This window comes from Flavobacterium sp. SP2 (genome assembly GCF_057626655.1).
Map to the genome: position 1 here is coordinate 541,724 of NZ_JBVHBT010000001.1, position 17,780 is coordinate 559,503.

The following is a 17,780-nucleotide window of genomic DNA, read 5'->3' on the forward strand; positions in this document are numbered from 1 at the left end:
TTCAAATGTTTGTTAATGACATGTTAAGCGCCGATTTTTAAGAAAAAAATGAGTAATATTACACAACGAATTTGATGAAAATAATTTTCAGATTTATTATTAAATGAAAACAAAAAACCTAAATATAATAATTGTTCTTGGTCTGATTGCGACAATAGGAATATTAATTGCGCAGCTACTTTGGACAAAAGAAGCCTTCAATCTTGAAGAGAAAAAGTTCTCTCAAAAAACCCATATTGCCTTACTTGAAGTGGTAAAAAAACTTTATGAAGGAACGAATAGCGAACTCCCAGCTGAAAATCCAATTAGAAAAGTTGCCAACGATTACTACATTGTAAACATAGATAATGATTTTGAACCCGAAATTTTAGAATATTATTTAAAGACCGAATTTGAAAAATTCAATATCGCTACCGATTTTGAATATGCCATGTACAATTGCCAAAGCGATGAAATGGTGTATGGAAATTACATTTCATTGACCGACAAAACCAAAAAGAAAAATTCGGTATATTTTCCTAAACACAAAAATTTAGTTTACTATTTTGCAATACGATTTCCGAACGAAACTAGTTATTTATTCAGTTCCTTGCGGTTTTGGTTTATACTTTCATTTGCCTTAATTATTATTCTATTGGTCTATGTATATTCAATTTACACTATAATTCAACAAAAAAAATATTCGGAATTACAGCGTGATTTCATCAATAACATGACACACGAATTCAAAACACCTTTATCCTCTATATTGCTAGCTTCTAGCTATTTGAAAAAGCAAGAATCCATAAATACAGATGAAAAATTAGAAAAATACACTAATATAATTATAAGTCAGAGTAATAAATTAAACCAACATATTGAAAAGATTTTAAATAGTGCTAAGTCGGATAATTCACCACTAAAAATGGATTGTAAAGAACTTCAAATTCTTCCTATTTTGAATGAAGTTGTCGAAAACATGAAACTGAAACACGACAATCTTACAGTTGAAATTCATACTGAAAAAGATTATACCATAAATGGCGATGCATTTCATTTCACCAATATAATTTACAATCTTCTTGATAATTCTATTAAATACTGTGAAGAATATCCAGTTATAAAAATTAGTATCACGGAAGAAAACAACAAAATTAAACTCAATTTTTCTGATAACGGAATAGGAATTTCAAACAAAAATCTTACTTTTATTTTTGATAAATTTTATCGCATTCCAAGTCTCAAAAGCAATGAAGTAAACGGTTTTGGATTGGGATTGTACTATGTAAAAAAGATTTGTTTACAACATAAATGGAAAATTTTTGCATCAAACAACACGGATAAAGGAATAACAATTTCGATAGTCATTCCGAAATAACATATTAAAAAAATAAAAATGTCTAAATTTAAAATTCTATATGCTGAAGACGATGAAACTCTAGCATTCTTAACCAAAGACAATTTGGAGCAAAATTATAACGTTTCGCATTGTGCAGATGGTAAAGAAGCCTTAGAACTGTTTAAAAAAGAAAGTTTTGACATTTGCATCTTTGATATCATGATGCCTAAAATGGATGGATTTGAACTGGCAGAATCGGTTAGAAAATTAAATGCTGATGTACCAATTATTTTTCTTTCTGCTAAAACTTTAAAAGAAGATCGAATAAAAGGATTGCGAATTGGAGCCGATGATTATCTTGTAAAACCTTTTAGCATTGAAGAATTACAACTCAAAATTGAGATATTTTTAAAGCGGTCACAAAAAAGTGTTTCACAGGACATCTCTAATTATACTGTAGGCAAATATCAATTTGACAATAAAAACTTTATTGTTTTTAATGAAGATGAAAAAATAAGTTTAACCCAGCGTGAATCCGATTTACTAAAACTTTTTCTAGACAATAAAAATGTAGTTTTAAAACGCGAAGAAATTTTAAAATCACTTTGGGGTGACGACGACTATTTTATGGGACGAAGTTTGGACGTTTTTATTTCAAGATTACGAAAAATTTTAGCCAATGAAAAAGAAATAGCAATTGAAAATTTACACGGAATTGGATTTCGATTTTCTGTAAAATAAGCACTAAAAAAAACCGATGCAGTAACATCGGTTTTTATTTATAGTTGTTCTAACTGTATTATTTTTTCTTTTTCGAATTCTTTTTCTTCTTAGCTTTAGCTTTTTTCGCTTTTTCTTTTGCTTTAGAAATTTTGGCTTTCTTTTTTGCCTTTTCTTTTTCTTTAGTCTTCTTTGCTTTAGCTTTTTCCTTTTCTTTTGCCTTTTTTTCTTTAGCTTTAGCTTTTTCCTTAATTGATTTTTTCAAATCTTTCAATTTTTTAACCTTAAATACCTTTTTCATTTCGGCTTCTGGTGGAGTAGTATTTGAGGTTGCATCTTCAATAGAAACTACTTTTACTTCCTCAACAACTGCTGGTTTAACAGCTGCTCTAGTTCTTCTAACAACTGGTTTTGCAGGAGCAACGGTTTCAGAAACAGAAGGTTTTCTTGTAGTTGCTCTAGGTCTTGAAACTCTAGGTTTGGGTGTTACTTCAGCTACTTTAGTAGCAGCAGGAGTTTCTTTAACTGTTTCAGGCGTAACCGTTTCAGGATTTGCGATTGAGTCGATATTCTTTTCTTCGTTAGTATCCATATAGTTATCTTTTAAATTTAACGTAAATAATATGTAAATTTTACGTTAACAAAAGTACGTTAATAATCGATTCGCCAATGTTAAGTTTTGCCTCGAGATGAAAACTTAACATTGGAAACTAAAAAGTAATCTAAAAAAATTATTCTTGAAGTACTCGATTCACTTGCACAAATGAACGGGAATAATAATCTTCTTTGGTAGATGATATAATTACGCCAGAACTTGTAGAAGAATGTATGAATTTGATTTCATCACCATCGGTTTCGGTAACCATTCCTACATGGCTTACACGACCTCTTCCAAAAGTAGCAAAGAAAATCAAGTCGCCTTTTTGCGCTTGAGATTTATCAATTTTTACACCATATCTAGCCATTTCATGAGACGATCTAGGCAATGTCATGTCAATTTCTTTGAACGTTGTAAACATCAATCCTGAGCAATCAAATCCAGCACTTGTTGTGCCACCACTTCGATACCGAGTTCCTAAATGTTCCGATGCCTTTGCAATTAAAAATGCCGCTTTCGACATATTTTCTATTGATAAAGGCTTTATGGGTACAACATCATTTGTAGAAGTAGTATTCTCTGGTACTACTACAATATTATCTTCGGGTTTAGAACCTTTTTTTATTACTAATTCATATCCAATAGGTAAATCAGATCCGATTGAAGGATTTAATTCTTGCAAATCCTTGACAGATACTTTGTATATTCTTGAAATTTTATACAGGGTTTCTTTAGGTACAACTTTATGTGTAAGCGAAACATTTTCTTGAATTTTTTCAGATTTAGTATCGGTAATTATCGCTTGAATTTCTTTCTTATCTTCTTTTTCAACTTTAGGTACTTCGTTATTATTTGGAAGTAGCAATCGAGAACCAACTTTTAAAGTACTAGTTTTTAGTTCTGGATTCAACTCGCAGAGTGCTTCCATAGAAATTTTATATTTCTTTGAAATACTATATATTGTTTCTTTGGCAGTTACAAGATGTGTAGTTGAATTTTTATCTACTTCTGAATTGATATCTTTTTTGTCTTTTAATTTAGATTTTTCGGCAAGTTGACTTTTTTGCTTTGTTTTAAAATTTTTATTAGGGATTTGAACCACAGCTTTTAGTGGTAAAATTGCTCCTTTTAATTTCGGATTAAGTTCAAATACTTCTGCTTCAGTTACATTATATTTTTTGGCAATTAGATAAATGGATTCACCTGACTTTACAGTATGCTTGATAATCTTTTGAGAAAAAGAGTTGAAATTTATTGCGAGTAAAAAAAATAATATAATTTGTAAGGATTTCATAGACAGACTTAATTCTAATTTTATGAAAATTGTTTCGAGTGGTGCAAGATAACAAATACCTGCCTTAACTCAGAACTTTTAACTGTTTTTTAAAAAATAAGTACAATCACGCACAAATTTATTAGTAGTTAAAAATACCAAACTCACTTTTAATTGTAAGCTTTGTAGCATCACTAGCTTCTACTCTTCCAACAATTTGTGCATCTACACCAAAAGATTTTGAAATAGCAATTACATCTGAAGCAAATTCTTCATCAAGGTAAAGTTCCATACGATGACCACAATTAAAAACTTGGTACATTTCTTTCCAATCGGTTTGAGATTGCTCTTGGATAAGCTTAAATAAAGGTGGAACTTCAAACAAATTATCTTTAATTACTTGTACATTTTCTACAAAATGCAACACCTTAGTTTGCGCGCCTCCAGAACAATGCACCATTCCATTAATCTCTTTAGAAGAGTATTTTTCTAGAATCTTTTTTATTATCGGAGCATAGGTTCTTGTTGGAGATAATACTAATTTACCAGCATCCAAAGGAGCATTTTCAACTGAATCGGTAAGTTTTACTTTTCCAGAGTAAATTAAATTTACAGGTACCGAAGCATCATAACTTTCGGGATATTTTGATGCTAAATAATGATCAAAAACATCATGACGTGCCGATGTTAAGCCATTGCTTCCCATTCCGCCGTTATAACTTTTTTCATAATTAGCTTGACCAAACGAGGCCAATCCTACAATAACGTTTCCTGGTTTAATATTGGCATTATCAATTACATTGCTGCGTTTCATTCTTGCAGTAACGGTAGAATCTACAATAATAGTTTTGACCAAATCACCAACATCGGCAGTCTCGCCACCAGTTGAGTGTATTGTAACACCAAATTCTTTGAGTTCTTCAATAAGTTCTTCGGTTCCATTGATTATGGCTGAAAGGACTTCGGCAGGAATTAAATTTTTATTTCTTCCTATTGTTGAGGAGAGTAAAATATTATCGGTAGCGCCAACACACAATAAATCATCGATATTCATGATTAATGCATCTTGTGCAATGCCTTTCCATACAGATAAATCACCAGTTTCTTTCCAATACATGTAAGCTAATGAGGTTTTGGTACCTGCGCCATCAGCATGCATGATTATACAATGATTTTCATCATTGGTAAGATAATCGGGAATTATTTTACAAAAAGCTTTAGGAAATAAACCTTTGTCTATGTTTTTTATGGCATTGTGAACATCTTCTTTGGAAGCAGAAACTCCTCTCAAAGAATAGCGTTGGCTGTTATCAGAACTCATTTTTCTTATTTGTTGTGTGTGCCACAAAGATAATAAAAATTGCCAATTTTAAGTCCCAATAGAAACTTAGATAGGTTTTCAATCGGATTATTTCCAGTCGGGCATGGTGCAATTTTGAAATAACGTTACTCTAGAATTAATAATTCCCATAGTAAATTTTTGAATATTTCGTTGTGATATACCGTCGTTAGAGGTATTTACAAATATTAATTCTGCCTCATTAGGTGAAAATCTAACATCTAAATCGTTAAAACCTGCTGGCTTTTCTACAGGAACTTCGGTGCTATTTCCAGTCGCAAAATTATACATAAATATTCTAGAATCTAATTGTCGGTAATTTCCGTTTTCAAATCCTGAGACATCTCGTGCATAAACTAATTTTTGGTTATTAGCAGACAAATGTATTCCATTTACAGCACCATTTATTCCAGACAAAATTTGCGTTTGCACCTGACCATTAGGCGTAATAGTATAAATTTCTACATTATAACCATTGCTATCGTTAACCTTTAAAACGATAACCGAACCGTCAAAACTCCAATCGCATTCTGTAATAAATTTTCCGTTTGGTGTTTGAAAAATTTCGATTAAACCAGAACCATCAGCATTAATTTGATATAATTTATTAAAATTTGGATACAGTATTTGTGCACCATTATTTTTCCAAGAAAACTTTAGATAATCAAAATTAAATCCAGCAATAGGAACAGTATTCGTTACTTTAAATAAGTTGGAACCATCATTATTCATGGTGTAAATATGATTTTGTGAACCATCCGATTGAATAAAAGCTATTTTTCCTGATTGTATATTTTTTTGAGGACGAAAACTATTTTTATTTGATGATGTAAGTTGCAACTCATTGCCGCTTGCATTAGCCGCAAAAATCACGCTATTGGACTCAATTTTTCTGGTATACAAATATCTTGCATCTGGGAAACCAATAGTTCTAAACGAACTAATCGGACTGTAAACAGCTGGATTAATACCGTCATTAACAATAACTTGCCAAAAATATTTAGTACTATAATTTAAATTTGAAATCGTAAAATTGGTCGTTGTGATGTCTTCAAAAGTTTCAATTTCATCGGTAATATCATTTCGCAAAACTATAGTTGCAGTTATAGGATCGGCATCAGCATCAGATACGGTCCAAGCCAAATTTAAGGTCAAACTTTGATTGGTTGCATTATCCGCCGGTGTTGTTAAAACTGGAACTGTTGGTGCACTATTTCCGGCAGTTGAAACTTTTAATTCATAAACCAATTCTGAAATATTATCATTTGTAACTGTCACTGCTTCAAATTTTGCTACAAAACCATCTTTTCTTGCTTCAAATGAATAATCGCCGGTTACGACATCATTAACTTGAAAATAACCATCGGCATCTGTAAACACGATACTACTATTTGGACTAGATGAAATTCGTACATTTTCGAGTGGTTCAAATGTGTTCTCTTTCACTACTCTACCCTTAACGATACCTTTTCCGTCTGTGCCTATCTTGTCTTCGCTACAAGAAAAAAGCAAAACAAATAGGCTCAACAATAGATATTTTATATAGTGTTTCATAGTATTTTATTTTTGTTTTTTTCCGAAATAATAAATAATTCCAACTCCTAATCGCCAATAATTATCGTTTAGTTTTCCAGATTTGATATCATCTATTCGATCAGTAAATGTGAGATTCTGTTCACCAAAAATCCTCAATCCCATATTCTTAGAACATAAAAATTCCAATCCTGCTCCAAATTGTGTTTTGAAATGTGGATCTTCTAAATAACTCGAAGCTGCGCCACCTATACCCGCATAGAAAAAAGGTGTGATTTTATCTTTAGGTAAAAGAATAAGCTCCGAATTTAGATCAAAAGAACCAAAAGATTTATCGTATCGGTCTTGATTACCCAATCCAAACAATTGAAGTGAAGAGGAAATATTAAAATAAGGATTTAAAAAAAACTTCATTCCAATTTTTCCGAAAGGTCGGGTTAAGGGTAACGCATAATCACTATCGACTTGTGTAATTCCACCAGCAAATTCAATAGCTACTTTTTTTCTAATTGTTGCATTTGTTCTACCATAAAGTAGTGCCGAACTTGCATCGCCTTCTTCTTTTAAATAATTAGCGAAAACATTTACCATTTCTGAGCTTGGAGTTGATGTTTTCCAAATTCCATCTTCAATTCCTTCTATTACTAATGACTGAACGCCTTTTTCTATTGCTTCAGTTACAGCCATATGCATTGGTTCATTTTTAGTATAACCAGTTTCAATTTCCAACAATCTTTTAAAATTAACGTATCTAAAAAGACTTGCATCTATTGCTTGAGATAAAATAGTTTTGGATACATAAACCGTTTTTAAAATTTCACCATTATTGGTAGATACCAATCTTAAATAGATTGAAACCCGATCTTGTCGATATCTTGTTGATGATCCAGCTCCAAAATATCGTGCTCCAAAACCTCCTGTAATTATATTACTATCAAATGATACAATGCCTCCTTCTATTAAAACTCCTGCATACAAAAGTGGTGTTAATTGTATATCATTAGGGTTAGCATTTTTTAGATATTCTTGTCTAGTTGACCGGATAATATTTCTTTCATTCAATAAATTTCCTAAATTTTCTCGTTCAATAGGGATAAACCATTTTGAATCTTCGAGTGCTTTTATTAAGATGGATGTTGCGCCTTGAGTTACTGCTGTACTGAATGTACTTCCAGTTTCAGTAGCTTTATATTGACCCGTTTGATCTCTAAACTTATAAACACCTACAACTACTTTCTCTTTAGGTATTGGTAAATTTTTTAAAAGTTTTGTTGCGCTTGTAGCTTCGCCTAAGGTTGCATCTTGCACATCAATAGGTTGATTAAAATAAGCACCGCAACTAGTAAGTAAAAATAAGGCAGATAGGCAAATGATTTTGATTTTATACATTTATCATGGATTTGGGATGATAACTTGGGTTTCTTCTCCTGTGGTTGTGTCTAAAATATTAATTGTTAAGCCACCAGTAGATTGATAAACTTCTACCGATAAACTTCCAAAAACATAGTTTCCTTCAGAAATTCCTTCTTCACCAAATTGTTGGGTGAATAATGATCGTGAAACTTGATTCAATAACTGATTATTAAGATTTTCAGTAAATCGTTCTATTTCTGTTCGATTATCTTGTGTTGAAGCTTTTTCCTTGTATAAGTTTTGAGACTCTGCTGAGCTAAGCAACCATTGATAGTTAAACGTATCGCCACCAAACGCTGGATTTCGAGGTTTATAGACTAACTCTTGAGAATAGGAAAGTGAAGTTAATAATACTAAAAGTAAAAGTAGGTAGTGTTTCATTGCAGTTAGTATTTAATAATTTGCTGGCTTTGTCTTTCCAAATTTTTAAAATATTTAAATACAGCCAACGAAGTTTCCGACGCCATATAATTTAAATATTCATCGTCTGGTTTTAACAAAAATTCAGAAATAATCTCATTATCAACCGATATTATTAATTTGGTATTTCTAGCAATTGACAATTCTTCGGATACTACTATTATTTTATTACCTTTTTGATTGGTTTTTAAATACTCTGTATAAAACAAATCGTAAAAATCTTTGCCGTTTTTAGTTTTAGTTTCATCCGATATTATTCCGGCTAGTTCGAGCCCATCATTTGGTTTGGGTTGGATATTTTCACTCTTTTTTTTTTCTCCAATAACTACGCGATCTTTACCTATAATAATTCCTTTTTCATCGTAAATTAAAAGTAAAAGAATGATTTCGTCTTCTTTATTTATATTAATCTGAGTTTTAGATAAATCTTTAATTTGTTCCGATTCTAAAGTTTCTCTACCTGATTGAGAATTGGTAGACTGATTTCCTTTTCTGCCTTCATTTTTAATTACAGACAATTTATAAGAAATTGATTTAAAAACATAAGTCAAGTTTTCTGCTGTTGCTTTAATCACGGCTAGATCTTCATTATAACTAACAATAATCTTAGCTTTAACCTCTTTATTCATAGTTTGTGAAAAAGAAATTAAAGGTAGGATTAGTAGTAAGAAAACTAACTGTTTCATAATTTATTTGTTTAAAATAATTACTGAGCCAGAATTGCCTGTTTGGTTGATAGTAAGTTCTTTAGAAATACTGTTTGCACCAATACTTATAATATTTAAATTATTTCCTAATTGTGAAAAATTACTGTTGATTGTACTATTGCTATACAAATTGAAATCAACAACTGAATTATTATTGCCATTTTGTATCACTAATTGATTAACTTGAGTAGCATTTTTATCTAAATAAATGTAGTTTTCATTTCCTAATTGGTTTAATACTACATCCGAATTACTAGATTTAATGGTTGATGATATTGCATTTCCTTCGCCAATTTGTTGAATAAATACACTATTTGATGAATTTAAAGGTACTGTTTCCTGCAAAGGACTGTTTGTCATTGAGGATAACAGATTAAGAGAATTTTGTTTGCCATTAAACGTTAGTGCCAAATCATCAGTTTCCTCTTCTTGAGCATAACTAGAAACTACTGAAATTAGTAGTATTAAAAGTAGCATAACTTGTTTATTAGCTTTCATTATATTGGTAATTAAAAAAAGAAAAGATAGCCTTATACAAGACTACCTTTTCTTTATATTTAAAGCTTAGTTTGATTGAGTAACAACTGAATTATTCATTGCTCCTAATTGAGTAACTGTACTTAAATGCATTCCTCCTGTTTGAGTTGTGATAGCATAGTTATCATTTCCTGTTTGAGTAATAGCAGAGTTGTTAGACATTCCGTTTTGAACTGTCAATGCATCATTGTCATTTCCAACTTGGTTATGGTTTGTTATGTTTCCATTACCTGTTTGAGACTGGCTAGAATAGTTGCTATCTCCGTTTTGTCTAGAATAAGCAAAGTTATTATCTCCAGTTTGAGTTTGAACGATCAAACTATTTTCAGTAGCTGGAGCACCTAAACCTTGATCAGCTTCTGCGCTATTTCCATTACCAGTTTGAGTTTGCGAAGCAGTATTATCACCACCTGCATTTACATCATTTTGATACACTAAAGCATTGTTACCATTACCTGTTTGTAATTGCTCAGAGCTATTTCCAGATTGACCTTGGTAAGCATTTGCTTGGTTTAAATCTCCAATTTGACGTTGTCTAGCATAGTTGTCAGTTCCTGTTTGAGTAATTTGCTCGTAGTTACTGCTACCATTTTGTCTTTGAATAGACTCATGGAAAGTACCGATTTGAGTTGCGAAAGCTGAGTTACCAGGAGATTGGTTTGGTCCAGAAGATTGGAATTGCGTTGCAGAGTTACTGCTACCTGTTTGAGTAATTCTTGCAAAGTTGTTGTCGAATCTTTGAGTTTGTAATGCTGTATTACTATTACCTGATTGTGTAGTATACGCAGTATTATCTTCAGCAAAACCTACACCTTGATCAATAGTAGCATCGTTTAAATCACCAGTTTGCAAAACATTTCCGTAGTTATCATCGCCAGACTGTAACACATCAGAATCGTTTGTAGCACCTGTTTGTACCACTATTGCCTCATTACTAACACCACTTGCAGCAGCATTTAAGCCATTTTGCATAACAAGCGAATTGTTAGCATTTCCAGTTTGAGTAACAGTAGAACCATTTGCAGTTCCAGACTGTTGAACATCGCTCACGTTTGATTGAGCAAGAGCTACTGTTGTAGCAAGCATCGCAGAGATGCAAAAAAACACATTCTTCATAATATAAAAATTTTGGTTAATAAACTTAATAAAATGTGTTAAGTGTTATTTTTAGATTTGGGAACCTTATAAAAATCCTTAGCATTTTAATGTTAAAATTCTATTTGCCAGAAAATTTTAACACTACAAATTTATATAAGAATTATATTCAGAAATACGAATTCGATAAAAAAAATGCTAACAAAATGTATATTTTCGATACAACGATATTTTTCATCGACAAAATACACTTATCCTAATGCTACATCGTTTTTTTTGTAAGAATCATGGTAATCGTATACGTAAAAATACGTAGTCACACAATTGTACCTGCTTTTTGTGGGAAAGAAAACTACATTTCAATTATTAAAATTTCCACTCTTCTATTCTCGTCTTCTTCTTGTGGATTGGCTTCAGGAATTTTGTGAACAGGTCTAGAAACTCCATAACCTTTAAAAGAAAGTCGGTTTCTAGCAATACTATTTTTTATTAGATAATTGTAAACTGCTCGTGCTCGAGCAGAAGAAACTACTTCGTACTCTGCTGCAGATTTACAACAAATATGACCTTGAATTTCAATCTTTAAATTCGGATTCTCCTGCATAACGCACAACAAATCATACAATACCGATTTTGAATTGGGAACAACTGTTGCCGAATTATTGTAAAAATAAATGTTCTTTAATTTAACTAAATCACCTTTTTTAGACGTTTTAAATTTGTCAGAAAGCTTTTCTTCTACCACTACTTTTACTGGTTCTACTTTCTCAGAAAATAAAAGCGTGACTCTTCTATTTTCTTCTTGGTTTTTCGATTGTATAAAGTCCTCACCAAAACCTCTTATTTCAATGTTGTTTGTTACATCTATTCCGCTTTCTTTCAAAAAATTATACACGGTATTTACTCTTTTAAGTGCTAAAGTATCGTTGTAAGAATTGCTACCTTTCCAATCACAAAAACCATAAAGTTTGGTTATCTGATAATTTTTACCTTCGGAAATCCAAGAATTAATTTTCTTAATTGAAGCTTCATTGAGTTCAAATTTATCAAAATCAAAATATAAATCTAATTTTCCTTGCGCGTAATTGGCAAAAGATAAAAGCATGAAAAGAAGATAAATTTTGGATTTCATAGTTAATCATTTTCAAGTATTAAAATTTCTACACGTCTGTTGGCGGCTCGTTCTTCTTCATTTTTTTCTGGAAGAGGATAAATTGGTCGCGAACTTCCAAAACCTTTGTAAGACAAGCGTGATTTATCTACTTTATTATTTATTAAAAAATTGTAAATAGATTTTGCTCTTTGAGTAGACAAATTGGTCCGATCAATTGGCTGACAACATAGATTGCCTTGAATTTCAATTTTTAAATTTGGATTTTGTTCCAACACCAACAGAAGTTCAAACATTTTTACCCGTGATTCATTTACAACGATAAAAGTATTGATAACAAAATTTAAGTTTTCAATTTTTAATTTTTCTCCAGATTTTCCTTTAGTAACTTCTTTCATAAAAGCCACATCAAGTTTCATCTCTTTCTTGCTTCCATCAGGATTTGTAAAAACTAATTTTTCAGGATAGTTGGGTTCAGGTTTAAGTTTTGCAACAACTTCTTTTTTAATTCCTAGAATTTCATCCTCTCGAGGAAAATCTTTTGGAAGGATATAATAAATAGTAACTTTTCTATTTTCAGCTTTATTTACAGCTTGCTTAAAATCTTCTCCATAACTTCGTGATTTAAAATCTTCCCGAATTTTTATTTTAGATTTTACACTGTTTAAAGCAAATGCTACTCGGCGTTGGGCTAAAGTATCGTTGAACGAATTACTTCCGTCTTCATCAGTAAAGCCATTAATTGCTACGATTTTAGAGTCCTTGTTTACACTAATCCAGTTTTGAAATTTTTCGTCTTCAACCTTATTTAGATCGAATTTATTACTTTCAAAATACAAAACAAACTGTTCTTGCGCTTTGGCAAATTGAAATGCAAGCAATACTACACTATATACAATAAGTTTTTTCATATTCATATAACGAAGTTACTTAAAAATAGTTGTAGTTTATCACAATTTATTCCATAAAAAAAGCCATTTGATAATTCAAATGGCTTTTAAAATTTATTTTTTAAAGAAATTATCTTGTAAATAATAATTCTCTGTATTTAGTCAATGTCCAAATTTCGTCGTCTACTAAAAGTTCTAATTTATCGCAGTGTTCACGAATTTCATCAAAATAAGGCTTCACTTTATCACAATACGATTCGGCCATTTTTTGAGCATCAGTCAAGGCATTAGCTTTTTTACGAGCTTCCGTCATTGCTTCTACCTTAGAATTAATTCCTTCGATATGTCCCGAAATTTCTTTGATGATTACAATTTGCTCTTTAGCAATTTTTTCAAAATCTTTTCCGAAAATTTCTTTCAATCCGCGTACGTTTTCAATAAGCGTGTTTTGGTAACGAATTGCAGTCGGAATTACGTGATTACGAGCAATATCGCCTAAAACTCTTCCTTCAATTTGTATTTTTTTAGTGTATTCTTCCAATTCAATCTCGTAACGAGCTTCAACCTCAACGTGGTTCATTACGTTCAAATCTTTAAATAAATCCAATGCTTTTTGCGAAACTTTTGCTTTCAAAGCTGCAGGAGTTGTTTTGTGATTACTCAAACCACGTTTTTTAGCTTCTTGCTCCCAAGCGTCGCTATAACCATCTCCTTCAAAAAGAATATTTTTAGTACCTTTAATATATTCTCTTAAAACATTAAAAATAGCTTCGTCTTTCTTTAAATCTTTAGTTTCAATTAAGCTATCAACCTCTTTTTTAAACTCTTTCAATTGTTTTGCAACGATTGAGTTCAAAGTAGTCATGGCGTTAGCACAGTTTGCAGTTGAACCAACCGCTCTGAATTCGAATTTATTTCCAGTAAATGCAAATGGAGAAGTTCTATTTCTATCGGTATTATCCAACATTACATCTGGAATTTTACCCACAACATTTAATTTTAGGTCGGTTTTTTCTTCTGGAGATAATTTACCTTTAGAAACACCTTCCAATTCGGCTAAAACTTTGGTTAATTGTGCTCCAATAAATACCGAAATAATTGCTGGTGGCGCTTCATTGGCACCCAACCTGTGATCGTTACTTGCTGTTGCAATCGCGGCACGAAGTAATTCTTCATAATCATTTACCGCCTTAATTGTATTGATGAAAAACGATAAAAATTGTAGGTTGCTCATTGGAGTTTTGCTCGGTGAAAGTAAGTTTACTCCAGTATCCGTAGCTAACGACCAGTTGTTATGTTTTCCTGAACCATTAACACCCTTGAATGGTTTTTCGTGGAAAAGTACTTTAAAATCATGACGCTCACCAACTTTAGACATTACATCCATTAATAGTGAATTGTGATCCACAGCTAAATTGGTTTCCTCAAATATTGGAGCCAACTCGAATTGATTTGGAGCAACTTCGTTATGACGTGTTTTTACTGGAATTCCCAACAACATACATTCTTCTTCCAGTTCTCTCATGTAATTTAACGCACGAGACGGAATTGAACCAAAGTAATGATCGTCCAATTGTTGTCCTTTTGCAGAAGTATGTCCCAATAAGGTTCTTCCAGTCATTATCAAATCTGGACGAGAATTTGCTAAAGCAGAATCCACCAAGAAATATTCTTGTTCCCAACCTAAAGTTGCAGTTACTTTTTTAACGTTTTTATCAAAATATTTACATACTTCTGTAGCCGCTTCATCAACAGCATTCAAAGCACGTAAAAGTGGTGTTTTATAATCTAAAGCTTCACCAGTGTAGGAAATGAAAACTGTTGGAATACACAAAGTAGTTCCAAAAATAAAAGCTGGAGAAGTTGGATCCCAAGCTGTATATCCACGAGCTTCAAATGTATTTCTAATTCCACCATTTGGAAATGAAGAAGCATCTGGTTCTTGTTGTACTAATTGACCTCCACCAAATTTTTCAACTGGATCGGAACCATCGTATGAAGTTTCAAAAAACGCATCATGTTTCTCAGCGGTTGTACCAGTTAATGGTTGAAACCAGTGTGTATAATGAGTTACGCCTTTGCTCAAAGCCCACTCTTTCATACCCATTGCAATATAATCGGCTAACTTTCTATCAATTTTAGTTCCGTGTTGTACGGCATCTTTCACACCTTTATAAGCATCTGAAGTTAAATATTGCTTCATTGCTTTGTCATTGAAAACATTTGAACCAAAAAGATCTGATTTTCTTCCAGATTCTTCGAATTTTACAGGCTTTCTACCTGATGCGTCTTTTAATGCTTGGAAACGTAAAGTTGACATAAAAATTAGTTTTAAAATTTGTACCCTATTAATTTGATGCAAATATAATAATTATTCGATTAAAAAATAAGTATACCCTATTTTTTTGAGGGTTATTTTAATAATATTTAATTTTTAATTGTTCGCAATGAATTTTTATTGCCGTTAAAAAGAATTATATTTGCAAGGATATACTAGTTTCAAATTAACCTTTTTTGAAAGCTTGTAATTTTCGTAATTTTAAATTCATAATCTACTAAATATGATAGTTTGGATAATTTTTATTGCAGCCATTTTGGTGTTTTTAGCTTTAGATTTAGGTGTTTTTAATAAAACACCTCATATTATCAGTTCTAAAGAAGCTGGAAAATGGACAGCAATTTGGGTATTTATGTCGTTTGCTTTTTCTGGCGTGATTTATTTATTGTACCAGAACCAAATGATTGGAAATCCTAACAATCTCAAACCAGCTGCTGCTTCTATTAAATTCATAACCGGTTATTTAATAGAATTGTCTTTGAGTGTTGACAATATATTTATTATCGCAATTATATTTTCATCTTTCAAAATTCCGCAGAAATACCAACATCGCGTTCTTTTTTGGGGAATACTTGGCGCTATCGTATTTCGTGGTTTGATGATTTATTTTGGAGTAATCCTTATTAATAAAGTAAGTTGGATGACATATGTATTTGGTGTGTTTTTACTATTCACAGCTGCAAAAATGCTTTTCACCAAAGACGAAGAAGATTTTCAACCTAAAGATTCGTTTATTTATAAAATTTTAGGGAAATTTATACCAATATCCAAACATATTGATGGCGAACATTTTTTTATTAAAGAAAACAATAAAAACCATGCAACACCCTTATTTGTAGCATTAATTGTAATTGAGGTTATGGATATGCTTTTCGCATTGGATAGCGTTCCTGCAATCTTAGCTATTACCTCAGATCCTTTTATAGTTTTTAGCTCTAATATTTTTGCAATTCTTGGTTTGCGTTCCATGTACTTTTTCTTGGCAAATATGTTAGAAAAATTCAGTTATCTAGAATACAGTTTGATTGCAATTTTGAGTTTTGTAGGAATCAAAATGTTAGCACATGACTACATTGAAATTCCTGAATGGGCATCCTTAGCATTTATTGCCCTGTCTTTAACAATTGGAATTTTATACTCATTACACAAAAACAAAAGCGAATTGGAACATAAACCTTCGCGAGATGAAGAATAAAAAAAAGCTGTCAATTGATTTTGACAGCTTTTTGTTTAATACGAACAGTATATTTAAAGTTTGATTTTTTGAATATTTTTATCGTCGATATTGTATTTTTTTATCACTTCGTTATAATTGCTAAACTCGGTTTTAGAAGCAGATTTATTTCCAAAAGAAGCAGGAATCACAACCACTCTCAAAACTTGATTTACTCTAAAATTATTGGATACAGATTCTAAATCGTTTCCTGTTAAGTAAACATTAGAATCAAAACGTGTAAAGTCATAGTTGTAAGCAAAATCTAAAGTCCCATCAGGAAAGTAAAAAGTTTCTGGTAAAAGTTTCCAAACGTCTTCACCTTGATCAACTGCAGACAAGCGGTATACTAAAACCATATCTGATGCAAATATTGGACGAGGAAATTCTAAAAATACACCATAACTAGGACCAACAAAATTTACATTTGAATATTCAAAAACGGTGCTAATAGTATCATTATCAATATCGTCGTCTTGTGTAGTACAGCTGTTTAGCGTTATCATCCCGATAAAAGCTAAAATTAAAGTAAGTTTTTTTCTCATAGTATTATTGTTTTTTTGGTTTTCGTGAATCTTCGGTTTCATTCTATATATTTTTTAGATTTATGATATAAAGATAATAACCAATACTTGTGCCAAACTTTAGTTTTAACAAAAAATTGTACTTTTACCTCATGATAACACCACCAAAATTATATATGGCCATGTTAGGTTGCCGACCTCAAGGCCGATATACAGAGCAACACGACATTTTTTTCGGTATTGGACATTCGTTGAAAGAATTGATACCAACCATGAAAAAATTTTGGCCTGAAGCCAAAGGCAATATTCACATTGATGTGTGGCGCGAAGTAACAGCAGTGGACGGATATACAATTGAAGTGGTTCCAAAAGACGCAGCAAAAACAGAAAATCTAAATTTATTTTTTATTAATCTTGGAGGTTATAAGGAAAATGAATTTGATGAATTTCACTATAAAATTGTTACCGTTGCCGAAAATCTATCGGAAGCTATAAAAAAAGCTAAAGCAACTTCATTTTATAAACATTGTGGTTTTAAAGGAGCAACCTCTCACATAGACGATAAATTTGGAATTGATGTAGACGATATTTTCACCGTTAAGGAAATATTAAGTCCAATCTTTACCGATCATTACGACTTACTAATAACTAAAAATAATACAGACAGCAAAGAAGATGAATTACATATTGGCTATTTAAAACTAGCGAAAATTGAATGAGGATTTCCTTAAAAAAAATTAACTTTTTGCTA

17 protein-coding genes are annotated in these 17,780 nt (G+C 31.5%); 4 read left to right on the forward strand and 13 right to left on the reverse strand.

The window, feature by feature from the left end; all coding sequences use genetic code 11:
* The first annotated feature begins 103 nt into the window (after window positions 1–103).
* Together ACZ098_RS02690 and ACZ098_RS02695 are read left to right on the forward strand one after the other, a co-directional pair.
* Window positions 104–1,357 (forward strand): sensor histidine kinase, encoded by a 1,254-nt coding sequence (locus tag ACZ098_RS02690; RefSeq protein WP_487310188.1) that lies wholly within the window; start codon window positions 104–106, stop codon window positions 1,355–1,357.
* Between the two features lie 18 nt (window positions 1,358–1,375).
* A complete protein-coding gene (locus tag ACZ098_RS02695) occupies window positions 1,376–2,059 on the forward strand; it encodes a response regulator transcription factor (protein ID WP_487310189.1) in 684 nt (227 codons plus the stop codon).
* 58 nt (window positions 2,060–2,117) lie between these two features.
* Here the strand turns inward: ACZ098_RS02695 and ACZ098_RS02700 are convergent, their stop codons facing one another.
* From ACZ098_RS02700 to ACZ098_RS02755, 12 genes are all read right to left on the reverse strand, one after another.
* Complete coding sequence (locus ACZ098_RS02700; protein ID WP_487310190.1) at window positions 2,118–2,630, reverse strand: hypothetical protein; 513 nt, start codon at window positions 2,628–2,630, stop codon at window positions 2,118–2,120.
* A gap of 139 nt (window positions 2,631–2,769) precedes the next feature.
* Window positions 2,770–3,930 carry a LysM peptidoglycan-binding domain-containing protein gene (locus tag ACZ098_RS02705; RefSeq protein WP_487310191.1) on the reverse strand — a complete coding sequence of 387 codons (1,161 nt, stop codon included), beginning with the start codon at window positions 3,928–3,930 and terminating at the stop codon, window positions 2,770–2,772.
* 121 nt (window positions 3,931–4,051) lie between these two features.
* Window positions 4,052–5,230 (reverse strand): AIR synthase related protein, encoded by a 1,179-nt coding sequence (locus ACZ098_RS02710; RefSeq protein WP_487310192.1) that lies wholly within the window; start codon window positions 5,228–5,230, stop codon window positions 4,052–4,054.
* A gap of 87 nt (window positions 5,231–5,317) precedes the next feature.
* On the reverse strand, window positions 5,318–6,802 hold the full coding sequence (locus tag ACZ098_RS02715) for a carboxypeptidase regulatory-like domain-containing protein (protein ID WP_487310193.1): 1,485 nt from the start codon (window positions 6,800–6,802) through the stop codon (window positions 5,318–5,320).
* 6 nt (window positions 6,803–6,808) lie between these two features.
* Complete coding sequence (locus ACZ098_RS02720; RefSeq protein ID WP_487310194.1) at window positions 6,809–8,170, reverse strand: CsgG/HfaB family protein; 1,362 nt, start codon at window positions 8,168–8,170, stop codon at window positions 6,809–6,811.
* A 3-nt stretch (window positions 8,171–8,173) separates the two neighbouring features.
* The gene (locus ACZ098_RS02725) at window positions 8,174–8,575 is read right to left on the reverse strand and encodes a curli production assembly/transport component CsgF (RefSeq protein WP_487310195.1); all 402 of its coding nucleotides are present in this window, start codon (window positions 8,573–8,575) and stop codon (window positions 8,174–8,176) included.
* A gap of 5 nt (window positions 8,576–8,580) precedes the next feature.
* Window positions 8,581–9,300: a CsgE family curli-type amyloid fiber assembly protein gene (locus tag ACZ098_RS02730; protein ID WP_487310196.1), complete on the reverse strand. Its 720-nt coding sequence runs from the start codon at window positions 9,298–9,300 to the stop codon at window positions 8,581–8,583.
* 3 nt (window positions 9,301–9,303) lie between these two features.
* Window positions 9,304–9,819, reverse strand: coding sequence for a hypothetical protein (locus ACZ098_RS02735; RefSeq protein ID WP_487310197.1), 516 nt, complete (start codon window positions 9,817–9,819; stop codon window positions 9,304–9,306).
* Between the two features lie 66 nt (window positions 9,820–9,885).
* Entirely contained in the window at window positions 9,886–10,974 is a 1,089-nt protein-coding gene (locus ACZ098_RS02740; RefSeq protein WP_487310198.1) for a hypothetical protein, read from the reverse strand.
* Window positions 10,975–11,305: 331 nt separating this feature from the next.
* Window positions 11,306–12,085 (reverse strand): OmpA family protein, encoded by a 780-nt coding sequence (locus ACZ098_RS02745; RefSeq protein WP_487310199.1) that lies wholly within the window; start codon window positions 12,083–12,085, stop codon window positions 11,306–11,308.
* Between the two features lie 2 nt (window positions 12,086–12,087).
* Window positions 12,088–12,975, reverse strand: a complete 888-nt coding sequence (locus tag ACZ098_RS02750) for an OmpA family protein (protein WP_487310200.1) — start codon at window positions 12,973–12,975, stop codon at window positions 12,088–12,090.
* A gap of 109 nt (window positions 12,976–13,084) precedes the next feature.
* Window positions 13,085–15,274 carry a glutamine synthetase III family protein gene (locus tag ACZ098_RS02755; protein WP_487310201.1) on the reverse strand — a complete coding sequence of 730 codons (2,190 nt, stop codon included), beginning with the start codon at window positions 15,272–15,274 and terminating at the stop codon, window positions 13,085–13,087.
* A 241-nt stretch (window positions 15,275–15,515) separates the two neighbouring features.
* Here ACZ098_RS02755 and ACZ098_RS02760 point away from each other — a divergent pair, with 241 nt between their 5' ends.
* Window positions 15,516–16,487 (forward strand): TerC family protein, encoded by a 972-nt coding sequence (locus ACZ098_RS02760; protein WP_487310202.1) that lies wholly within the window; start codon window positions 15,516–15,518, stop codon window positions 16,485–16,487.
* Between the two features lie 53 nt (window positions 16,488–16,540).
* Here the strand turns inward: ACZ098_RS02760 and ACZ098_RS02765 are convergent, their stop codons facing one another.
* A complete protein-coding gene (locus ACZ098_RS02765) occupies window positions 16,541–17,050 on the reverse strand; it encodes a hypothetical protein (protein WP_487310203.1) in 510 nt (169 codons plus the stop codon).
* A gap of 131 nt (window positions 17,051–17,181) precedes the next feature.
* Between ACZ098_RS02765 and ACZ098_RS02770 the strand changes: the two genes are divergently transcribed.
* Window positions 17,182–17,748, forward strand: coding sequence for a DUF1543 domain-containing protein (locus ACZ098_RS02770; protein WP_487310204.1), 567 nt, complete (start codon window positions 17,182–17,184; stop codon window positions 17,746–17,748).
* The last annotated feature ends 32 nt before the right edge of the window (window positions 17,749–17,780 follow it).